Below are 10,269 nucleotides of genomic sequence, written 5' to 3' on the forward strand. Positions count from 1 at the left end.
GATAATATCAGATTATCTATATTTGTACCTATAAGAGATGGCTTATGTAACTGGAAATTACAGATGGTTTGTAAAACAGATAATATTCCTGATAAAGAGCGAACAGCAGTTTTTGAACTTAATGAAGGTGTTTTAGGATATACTTTTTTGAAGACTAGAAAACATCAAATAGAATTTATTGATGTATCTAATAATAATAATTTACCTAGTACATACGTTTCATTAAATAGTGATAACTCTAACTTAATAAATAGGGATATTAAGGGAGTTTTGGTAGTCTCTGCATTTCAAAATGGTTCAGTTGCGGGTTTGCTAGCAATAGATACAGAAAATGTATCAGATTTAAGTAAAATGGAAGATAATAAATTGCATAGTGACGCATTAGATTGGATAATAGCTAGAAGCAAAGCAGTCAAATGGATTTGGAGAATTAAAAATAATGTCTAAATTATTTCCAAACATTACTAAGCATGAAAGAGAGCTAGTTGATATCATTCCGGACGGTAGTGCAAAAACTTACATATATAAAGATGTTAATCAAAAAAACACTGAAGGAAATTTTTGGAATAAATTAGTTGAGAAAATTTCTAATAAATCATAGAAATAATCTTAAGCCGTAAAATATACTGGCAGAATTTAGCGAAAGAATTATATAGTAGTGAAACTATTTAATAGCTTTTCTGCCAACTGAAACTCAAGACTAGAAAAGCAATCTAGTTTTTTAATTAGTATTTAATAAAAATTATTAATGCTAATTTAGTTTAAATTACTATCAATTAAATAATTTAATACTGTACTAAAATACCTCTGCTAAGAATTATTTGCATAGGTTCTGAATTTATGCCTTATTTTGAAACAAAACTATTCAATCTTGTTTAAAGATTACAATGAAATTTGTAATACCTTAGTAATCCTTATATCTGTCATCCTCTAATTGAATACTGGAATTAATGAACAGCATAGAAATAGATATATTAAAATTATTTGCTAGCTTTTTAATTACTTTCAGTGAGGAATTTAGCTCACATCTTACCTACCAAGTTGAAAATATAAGTACGGTCAAGTTCAGCTTACTCTACAAGGTGTTCTTGCAACAAATCTAGTTCACGGCCACACTGCCTGATCGCTTTTCCAAAACTTTGTTTGAGGTTACTCTAAGAAAAATAAAATTAGTTTAAATTATTACCATTTTTAATGGGTTTATTTACGGCACTACAGGCGACAAAATCATTAATTGACGTAATCAGAATAAACCGTCAATGGAACCACTGGAATACTGCCGTTTGTACGTTAAAAGCCCAAAGCCAGAAAAAAGAGGGTATAGAGCCGCGTGCGTGAGAACGCTCACAGAAGCAACCTTTGGGGTCTACTCGTACCAAACAATCGATAAGAACTGGGGTTCTCAATTTGAGAAACGACCAGATGCAGTACTACAAATTATCGAAGTCGCTCATACCATTAATCTTATAGCCATCAAGCTAGAGGATATTCAGCCGACAATTACAGAGCTTTTACAACAGGTATCAGCAGTAGCACCCTACAAAAAACATAAATAAATCAAAAATTTCCATGTATAGAGAAATGCTTTACCATAAAAAACGAGTAAAATATGATTGATGATAACAACCTAATAACAACCTACTCCGGTATTGGCCTGCAATCAAGCTGAGACGGTTTAGTTTTGTGATTCAAAGAAAAACAGGTGAGTTTTACCCTTGGTATGGGTAAGGATTGTTCACCATCTGGAAAAATTCCATTTACAAAACGGAATTTTCCTAGTCTTTGCTGTTCTTGGTTAATCAGCAACTAAGTAGATTTTTATGCCTGAGATTTTTCCTCAAATACCGCCAGTAGCAATGCCAGAGGTTATACCCAGTGAATTACCTCAGCAGAAATTTCGTCTCGGTGAATGGGTACGCTGGTGGCAAGTACCCAACGGTGACTTTGGTCGTGTTATCGGAGTGATCTACACACAGCAAGCAAGTTGTATTGCTACTGGCTTGCACTATTTAGTTTTTTTAGATGAGCGCAGCCCCTCTCGTGACACTTGTACCTACGACTTCGCTTTTGAAAAAGATATCGAAATTTTAGATAAATCATCTTTGGAAAGGCTTCGGGGTAATCATGCCTGAAGCTCAAATACCTGAGCAGTTACTAGAACTGCATAACCAAATGTTCATGTCTCCCCAAGACTTTAGTTACCGTTGGGGATTGGGTTACGAAGAACTAGCAAAAATTTGTGCCATCTCTAAATCGACGGCTTATCACTGGTTAGGCGGACAAGCCAGCCGCCGAGAAGCTGGATTACCTTACCAGAGAATTATGGCTGTGGCTGATTTTCTTCTCGCCAATGCCGAAGTAATTAACCCTCTGTTGGAACAGTGGCATAATTCTCAACCACGAAATTAATTCTTCAGTTTTTGCAAATTGACAAAACTTTTCTCCATCACCTTGACCCACATAAAAAATAGGTAGTAGGGTGCAATTTATCGTCACCAGCCTATTTACTGTTCATGAACCTCTCCACTGATGACTCCTATTACCTGCCCTCTAATATTGAATTAACCCAAAGTCATGTCCTAATTTATCGCTTGGCGATCCCTCTTAAAAATGGCATCAGTTACTTACAACAATTTCCCCAGTCAGAATACGAGGGTATTTGCCTGGATGCTTTTGAGCTAGGATTTCTTTGCCTGCAAACTGCTCAAACTCGTCATAGCAATGAATTAATTAAGCAGCAGATGGAATCTTTATTGGTGGAGTTTCAGCAGGCAGTCAAAATAATTGCTGAGTCTTTTGGGCAGGAATTAATTAATCAAGTCGGGACAGACAATGGACAATTATTAGCTCCACTACAAAATCAAATTAATCTGACTTCGGCTGTCCTCACTGAAAAACTGAATAACGTTAGCACCTTGCTGACACAGGAAATAGACCCCGCAAGAGAAACTTCTGTTGTTGGCCGCTTTCTGAATTCATTACGTCAACTCTTAGATGCTAAACGTTCTGATTCTATTCAAGGGGCATTTAAAGCAGCATTAATAAATGCGACTAAGGAAAACGGTACTCTGGCAGTAGCAGTTAAAAATGTGGTTTCCGATTCGGTCAAACCGCTAGCTGAACAAGTGGAAAAACTGACTAGGGAAATTCGAGATCAACAGGTAAGACAACAAGTACTTGAGCAGACAACTGCAAAAGGCATTACTTACGAACAATTAGTCGTTGCTGAATTACAACACTGGTCGAAGTTGAGTGGAGCAGAGGTGGAGCATCTTGGTCAGGATGGAGATACTGGCGATATTCTGGTCAAATTAACAAATAAATCTCTTGTGGCAATAGAACTGTCAATAGTGATTGAAGTTAGAAGCCGACCCTCAAAACCTTTTGGTCGCCAAGCAATCACTCAACATTTACAATCAGCAATGGTACGGCGTTCTGCAAATTCGGCAATTTTTTTAAGTTATTCTCGTGAGGGATTAGCGCAGGAAATTGGCGATTGGGCAGAGGGAGTTTCTGAGTCAGGTTATTGGATAGCCACAACCCATCCATTTTTAATTATTGCTATCCGGTTTTTGGTGATTCAGCAAAGGTTAAATAAATTACGTACTTTTGAATCAGAGCTAGATGTGGCTGTTATTGAACAACAAATTCAGCAAATTCGCACAGCTTTGGGAAGAATCAGAACTATCAAAAAATCTTTAGCAGAAGTTAGCAAGGGTGTGGTTGTAATTAAAGCTGAAGCAGATAGTCTCAATACAGATATTCAATCAGCACTGAAATCGATTGAGCAGACACTGAGTGTTGCTACCACAAAAGGCTAACTTAGAATACTGTGCTGTTACGTATCTAAATTGTACTTTTAAAAGCCTAAAAGCCTTACTGTAAGGTTTTCAGCTTAAAAAGTTAAATGCGTCTCAGTTTATTGGGAGGATTAAATAGATAAATTTCTAATAGTTGTCTAAATTATGAAGAAGACATCAAAAATAGCAAAGTTGCTGATATCGATATTACAAATTTTTTGTAATAGCGTTTGCTACATCGTTAACTTTATTTTCTTACCAGTGCTAGCTATATGGTTGAGGTAAGCATACAAGTCATTAAAAAGTTGTTCATTACTTTGACTAAAATTTTTTTTCTGCAATTCTCTAGACAAAGATTGGGATATTATATCTTCTCTAATACCCTTAAACACGCTTTGAAGTTCTTTTTGAAGAATTTTACATAATCTGGCATCATTACACTCAATCCAGAACAATAATATATTATCTTCTTTCTCCTTAAACACTTCTAATAAAGATTTTATAAGCTTTTCATCCATTAATCTTTCTTTCAGATCATTAGTAAAATCATTATATTCAAATTGCCAATCAGTTATTAAAAATGCTCCAGGAGAGTTAGGCAATTCTTCTCGATTATTGAATGGAATAAATTTTACTGTGGAAACAGTTATATCAAGCGGAGGTAATTCTCTAATCATACGTTCTACCAGATCTGCTACTGAAGCATCTCTTAAAGGGTCGCTGTAATCCTTTAAAGGTATTTGTCGTCGGGCAATTCGTTCTACCAACTCCGATTTTGATATTCCTCTTTCATTAGCCATAACATCAAGGTTGGCTATAGCTGTGGGGGTCAGGGATAGGTTCACTCGTGTTTTCAGTTCGTCCTGTAGTTCTGGGACTCCTTTAACTCGTTTACTTCCTTTTGGCATTAGCCGCGCTCACTCTCAAAAAACTTACATACTACTTTGTCTCAATGATAAGAGCTAGCGCACAGTTTACACACCTATATAAATTGCAAATAAATTTAAAATTTTTTATTAGAAAATACACGTTAATGCGTATATTCTAGATATAGAATATACGCATTAACACACATATTCTAAATACTGTTAGATGCTTCAGTGCAATGGCAAAAAGAAATCGGAAGGACGTTAGCAAGCGGCTAAATGAGGGCTGTGGTCAAGGTCGTGGTATTGATTACAAACCAGCAATTTGGATAACAGACTTTCCTTCTCAAGGTTTTTCTGTCCAAGGCTTGGGTTGGAAAACTCGAAGAGAACACCACTTGTTTAGCATGAGTGAGTTTCGTTATTTTTACGCACTCGAATGGTCGCCTATTATTATCGACATCCGAGAGCAGTTTCCTTTAGAATTCGAAGAAACCTTAGATATTGCTAAACAGTGTGGTTACCAGCACCCAGTCAACCCGAATACTGGGGAACCTAACGTGATGACCACAGACTTTGTTGTAACTATTCCAGGAACTACAGGTATAGGAATTATCGATCAAGCTAGAACAGTTAAGCCTTCAGGGCAATTACAAAATCAGCGAGTTCTGGAAAAGTTTGAGATTGAACGTCGTTATTGGGAGTCCCGGAAAATCAACTGGGGCATAGTGACTGAACAAGATATTCCAGAGGTGTTGGTTAAAAATATTGAATTTTTACACAACTACTTTTTTATTAAAAACCTTTCACCTCTTTCAGAAATAAATATTAGGCAAATTACAGCCGTACTCGCTAAAGGTGTAATTCAGGGAGAGGTTTCACTAAGTCACTTAGCTGCTCAGTGCGATGAGCGACTTGTCTTGGAAGCAGGCAGTAGCCTTGCGGTTGCTCGCCATCTAATCGCTAATCGTAAATGGCTCATTGATATGAACCAACCGCTACAAACTCAATTTAGAAAGAAATTAGCACTTTTGGCTACTCCTTCCCTTGAATATGAAACAAATAAGAGCTGCTAAATGAATTTATGTGAGAATATGCTAATTGAACTACAGAATGAAGATAGTAATCTTTTTACCGTTATCAGACTACTGTGGATTGACCCATCTGGAATAGATGTAGTCACAATCGATCTGAATAATTCTAAAGCATTTCCAGTTTTACGCAGAGTTGAAGAAATTGAAGCAGCATTAGCTGAACAAAAAGCTTCTATTTTGGATACTGACCCCTATGCATATCTATATCGTCCTGAAGATTTAATTCCTGAAACCCACCGTAATTTTAGAGATAATGCGTGGAACAAAATCGCTTTAATTATTGAAAGTGGATATAAAGCATTCTTTCCTTCCGAGCGAGGTTTACTAGTTAAGCAGGCAATAGAACTGACAGGAAGTAATAAGCCAACAATTTACCAATTATTGCGCTCCTACTGGCAAAGAGGGCAAAAACTAAATGCACTTCTACCCAATTATGATTATTGTGGCGGAAAAGGGAAAAAACGGAATAGCACTAAAAAACTAGGCGCTCCTAGTAAAAGAACTAAGTTAAAAGGTGAACCTCCTGGTATTAATATAAATGAAGATATACGGTTAATTATTGTTCAAAGTGGCAAAAAATATCATGAAAAGAAGGGATTAACGCTCAAAGATGCTTACCAGAAAATGTTGGAGGATTGTTTTTCTGTAAAAATAAAACAAAAAGATGGAAATGAAGTTCCTCTTTTTTTACCTCCTGAACAATGTCCTACTTTGAGACAGTTTCAATATTGGTATTATAAAGACCGCGATCTTAAAAAATCACTCATATCTCGTGAAGGTGAGCGTAAATTTAACCTCGGCTATCGAGAGCTACTCGGTAACTCAACTGACATGGCTGCTTTTCCAGGTGCGCTCTGGCAAATTGACTCTACAATAGCTGATATTCACTTAGTTAGTTCTTTAGACAGAAGTCGCATAATTGGACGACCTGTTCTCTACTTAGTTGTAGATATATTTTCCCGAAGTATTGTAGGGTTTAGCGCGGCTCTTGAAGGGCCAAGTTGGTTAGGTGCTTCTCTAGCTCTGGAAAATGCAACTACAGATAAAGCCAAGTTTTGCCAGGAATTTGGTATCACGATTACAACAGAAGATTGGCCTTGTAACCATCTTTGTAAATTACTTCAAACCGACCGTGGCACCGAATACTTGAGCGGTAATGCTAGACAAGCACTCAAAAGTCTTGGTATAGAAATCTCACCCACACCACCATACCGTCCCGACTGGAAGCCTGTTGTAGAGAGGATGTTCCGCTTAATTAACGATGAGGTTATTTATTTTCAACCAGGAGCAGTACATAAACCAAAGGAAAGAGGCGAGCAAGATTATCGACTAGATGCTATTTATACCCTCGATGAATTTCGAGCAATTATGATCCGGCTCATCCTTTACTACAATAATTACCACTATTTAAGTGAGTATCCTATGACAAAGGACATGATTGAAGATCGTGTGCAACCTTTTCCATCGGAGTTGTGGGAATGGGGAATCCGTAATCACGGTCGTCCTCGTCAGGAGACACTTGAAATTATTCGTTTAAATCTTTTACACAGAGCAGATGCTACCGTTACTCGTCGTGGGATTTGCTTCCGAGCCAAAGAGGTTAATTTACATAACCGTATGCGTTACACCTGTGAATCTGCTATGAGGGAGCAATGGTTTATCAAGGCTGGAATTCAAGGTAATTGGAAAGTTCCAGTTGTTTACGATCCTCGAAAGCCTTTGGTAATCTATATGCTTGTCGATGGTGGGAAACGTATGGAAGTTTGTGAAATGCTTCCTGCTTCAAAAACCTTTTTGGACAGCAATCTAGAAGAAATTATGGATCACTTTGCTGAGCAAAACTTTGCACAACAAAATACTCAACACAATCGAAGACAGGCAAAAGCTGAGTTGAATGCTTATCTGGAAAAGTCTAAAACAGATGCAACAGAAAAAACCGAAAAAGCTCGTCAAGGTAAGTCTAAACAGTCTCTTGTTAAAGGAATGATAAATAGTCGAAAAGCTGAAAAAGATTATGAACAAAATAAAAATGCTCGTGATTTAAGGTCTGAAAATACTGCTGAACAGCCAGAAACAGTGCCTAGAATACAAGTTAATAATCAGTATCAAGAAGCTGATGAAGGCTATGTACCAGCACCAGAAGAAATTGAAATGTTAAATGAAGTGATCGAAGGAATGTGGAAAAATGAACGATGATGAAATGTATAAACCTCGATTTTTAGTATTCACAGGACAAGAAATTAATGCAATATATTCCGATCCAGAAATTCCCAAATATCGTGGTAACCCACTTATTGAAGCTTTACCAAAAATTCTGACGAAATCAGAGACAGCAAAAGGTCTGGCTAAGTTTCCACATTACAGCGAAGACATACGTAATCAGCCTGCTCACTTACGCTATCATCATATCCAAGATACTCTAGAATTTTTTACACCCCTTGGTGTTCATATTGATTTAGAACAGCGGATTTCGCGCATTATTAGGTTAGGCTATCAAGCTAGAAATCCTATATTGCCAGAATTTTGGCAAAATACTAAGCGTTCACTGGATTTAATTGACCCCAATAGATTCGTACCTAGATCCTCACGCTCAAGAGCAAAGAGCATGACAATCATTGGGCTTAGTGGTATTGGCAAGAGTACTGGAGTAGAAGAAATACTGTTGCTTTATCCGCAAATTATTAATCACAGCCGTTATCTTAATAAAAACTTGACTTTAAGACAAATAGTGTGGCTAAAACTTGACTGTCCTCATGATGGTTCAATCAAAGGTCTTTGTATCAACTTTTTCCAAGCGGTTGATGACCTATTGGGAACACAATACTACACAAGCTATACCAAAGGACGCCAAACCGTAGATGACATGATTCCTAATATGGCGCGTGTCGCATCAATCCAGTCATTGGGAATGCTTGTGATTGATGAAATCCAAAATCTTAGCTCAGCTAAAAGTGGTGGCTCCGAAAAAATGCTCAACTTTTTTGTACAACTAATTAACACCATTGGGCTGCCAGTTATTTTGGTGGGAACTTATAAAGCTTGGTCTGTTTTAAGCAGTGAGTTTCGCCAGATACGGCGGGGGACAGGTCAAGGAGATTTTGTTTGGGACACAATGAAAGAGGACGAAACTTGGCAAACTTTTGTCAAATCTCTCTGGCGATACCAATATTTACAAATAGCCTCTCCACTGACACCAGAGTTAAGCCACACCCTTTATTACGAATGCCAAGGTATTACAGATTTTGCTGCCAAGCTTTATATGCTGGCGCAACTACGAGCCATATCGAGTGGTAAAGAGAGAATTACAACTTCAATCATTAAGTCAGTTGCAAAAGATTGTCTTCGTACTGCAACAAAAGTTCTGAATGCCTTGAAAGAGACAGATGCCGACAAAAGACTGAGACTGCTCATGGATTGTGAGGATGTTAAGCCAATTGATCTCGAACCTTTTATAGAAGAAGGAATAAAGAGTTTAGCAAATGAAGATTCATCTAGTGTGATTGGTGAAGATAAATCTAATTCAAAGATTAGTCAATCACAAGAAATTAAGCAAACTGAAACCTTACATGAATCATCAGAGTTAGGAAACTCAAAGCTACCAAAAGAAGAAGAGATAAGCTCTACTTCAATTATTATTAAAGCTACTCATAAATCAAGGAGAAGTAATAAACAGACTGACTCAAAAGATACTTTACCAGAAATAGTAGCTAAAAAAGCTTCAACAGGAATTTCAGCCTATGAAGCTCTCAAGCAAGCAGGTTATATAAAATCTGTTAGTGAGTACCAATTATAGGATGTAGAAAAATGCTTGGTTGGTTTCCAGATCCTTATCCCGATGAATTATTTTACAGTGTTTGTGCGCGGTACTCTGAACGAATGAGTTATAAACATAAAATATACCTATACCAAGAACTTTTTGGAAAAAGTTGTTATTCTACATCTCCTTTTGTATATCTATACTTAGCTACTAGGTTAGATTATTTGATTACATCTTTACCTCCAGCAAATCATTACACAGCAGATCGCTTAATTGATGAGCATACTTTATTCTCATTTTATAGTGCATTTTGTCCACCATATTTAATTAATATGGTTCGAGATGCAATGAAACAAAATAGTCCAAAAATTCCTTTAAAATCGATGATTTTTATTTCTAAAAAAAACGAAAAGAAAAATTATTTATATTTTTGTTCCCAATGTATGCTTGAAGATAAAAAGCAGTTTGGTGAGTGTTATTGGCATCGTATACATCAAGCTCCTGGGTTAGAAATTTGTCTAATACATAACATTCTTCTACAAAAAATTGAGGTAAGAGCATCTTCTTACAGAACTGGATTCATATTAGCAGAAAAAGCAGTAACTCTTCAGGCAAGTAACTCTTTACAATTTACAGATACTAATTTTAAATATTTTATACAGCTAGCTTATAATATTGATTGGCTTTTTAAGCACCCAAATACAATCTTTTTTGGAGATTCTATACGTATAATTTACATTAAACTCTTATAC

At 36.6% G+C, this 10,269-nt stretch carries 10 protein-coding genes and 1 pseudogene; 10 read left to right on the forward strand and 1 reads right to left on the reverse strand.

Annotated features, from left to right (window positions below; genetic code table 11):
• The 6 genes and pseudogenes from GNE10_RS25785 to GNE10_RS25810 form a co-directional block, all read left to right on the forward strand.
• Positions 1-447, forward strand: a pseudogene (locus tag GNE10_RS25785) (hypothetical protein); the annotation flags it as partial.
• On the forward strand, positions 440-601 hold the full coding sequence (locus GNE10_RS25790) for a hypothetical protein (RefSeq protein WP_185567948.1): 162 nt from the start codon (positions 440-442) through the stop codon (positions 599-601). The pseudogene GNE10_RS25785 and the gene GNE10_RS25790, both read left to right, overlap by 8 nt.
• A 733-nt stretch (positions 602-1,334) precedes the next feature.
• A complete protein-coding gene (locus tag GNE10_RS25795) occupies positions 1,335-1,556 on the forward strand; it encodes a hypothetical protein (RefSeq protein WP_185567951.1) in 222 nt (73 codons plus the stop codon).
• A gap of 264 nt (positions 1,557-1,820) precedes the next feature.
• Complete coding sequence (locus GNE10_RS25800) at positions 1,821-2,132, forward strand: hypothetical protein (protein ID WP_221642995.1); 312 nt, start codon at positions 1,821-1,823, stop codon at positions 2,130-2,132.
• Positions 2,125-2,409, forward strand: a complete 285-nt coding sequence (locus GNE10_RS25805) for a helix-turn-helix domain-containing protein (protein ID WP_185567954.1) — start codon at positions 2,125-2,127, stop codon at positions 2,407-2,409. Before GNE10_RS25800 ends, GNE10_RS25805 begins: the two co-directional genes overlap by 8 nt.
• A gap of 104 nt (positions 2,410-2,513) precedes the next feature.
• Positions 2,514-3,821 carry a hypothetical protein gene (locus GNE10_RS25810; protein WP_185567957.1) on the forward strand — a complete coding sequence of 436 codons (1,308 nt, stop codon included), beginning with the start codon at positions 2,514-2,516 and terminating at the stop codon, positions 3,819-3,821.
• Positions 3,822-4,033: 212 nt separating this feature from the next.
• On the opposite strand, the gene GNE10_RS25815 is transcribed toward GNE10_RS25810, so the two are convergent.
• Entirely contained in the window at positions 4,034-4,708 is a 675-nt protein-coding gene (locus tag GNE10_RS25815; RefSeq protein WP_185567960.1) for a CopG family transcriptional regulator, read from the reverse strand.
• A 197-nt stretch (positions 4,709-4,905) separates the two neighbouring features.
• Here GNE10_RS25815 and GNE10_RS25820 point away from each other — a divergent pair, with 197 nt between their 5' ends.
• From GNE10_RS25820 to GNE10_RS25835, 4 genes are all read left to right on the forward strand, one after another.
• Positions 4,906-5,742 (forward strand): TnsA endonuclease C-terminal domain-containing protein, encoded by an 837-nt coding sequence (locus GNE10_RS25820; protein WP_185567963.1) that lies wholly within the window; start codon positions 4,906-4,908, stop codon positions 5,740-5,742.
• Between the two features lie 18 nt (positions 5,743-5,760).
• Entirely contained in the window at positions 5,761-7,956 is a 2,196-nt protein-coding gene (locus GNE10_RS25825) for a DDE-type integrase/transposase/recombinase (RefSeq protein ID WP_185567966.1), read from the forward strand.
• The gene (locus tag GNE10_RS25830) at positions 7,946-9,553 is read left to right on the forward strand and encodes an ATP-binding protein (RefSeq protein ID WP_185567969.1); all 1,608 of its coding nucleotides are present in this window, start codon (positions 7,946-7,948) and stop codon (positions 9,551-9,553) included. The genes GNE10_RS25825 and GNE10_RS25830 overlap by 11 nt, the downstream gene beginning before the upstream one ends.
• An 11-nt stretch (positions 9,554-9,564) precedes the next feature.
• Positions 9,565-10,269, forward strand: a 705-nt coding sequence (locus GNE10_RS25835; protein ID WP_185567972.1) for a TniQ family protein, incomplete at its 3' end; no start/stop codon positions are given.

The organism is Nostoc sp. 2RC, assembly GCF_014222165.1.
Lineage (GTDB): Bacteria > Cyanobacteriota > Cyanobacteriia > Cyanobacteriales > Nostocaceae > Nostoc > Nostoc linckia.

What these genes read in the sequence shown, in the direction of transcription:
- GNE10_RS25830 (WP_185567969.1), top strand. Translation starts at nt 7,946, where the DNA reads ATGAACGATGATGAAATGTATAAACCTCGATTTTTAGTATTCACAGGA.
- GNE10_RS25825 (WP_185567966.1), top strand. Translation starts at nt 5,761, where the DNA reads ATGCTAATTGAACTACAGAATGAAGATAGTAATCTTTTTACCGTTATC.
- GNE10_RS25820 (WP_185567963.1), top strand. Translation starts at nt 4,906, where the DNA reads ATGGCAAAAAGAAATCGGAAGGACGTTAGCAAGCGGCTAAATGAGGGC.
- GNE10_RS25800 (WP_221642995.1), top strand. Translation starts at nt 1,821, where the DNA reads ATGCCTGAGATTTTTCCTCAAATACCGCCAGTAGCAATGCCAGAGGTT.
- GNE10_RS25805 (WP_185567954.1), top strand. Translation starts at nt 2,125, where the DNA reads ATGCCTGAAGCTCAAATACCTGAGCAGTTACTAGAACTGCATAACCAA.
- GNE10_RS25815 (WP_185567960.1), bottom strand. Translation starts at nt 4,708, where the DNA reads ATGCCAAAAGGAAGTAAACGAGTTAAAGGAGTCCCAGAACTACAGGAC.
- GNE10_RS25810 (WP_185567957.1), top strand. Translation starts at nt 2,514, where the DNA reads ATGAACCTCTCCACTGATGACTCCTATTACCTGCCCTCTAATATTGAA.
- GNE10_RS25790 (WP_185567948.1), top strand. Translation starts at nt 440, where the DNA reads ATGTCTAAATTATTTCCAAACATTACTAAGCATGAAAGAGAGCTAGTT.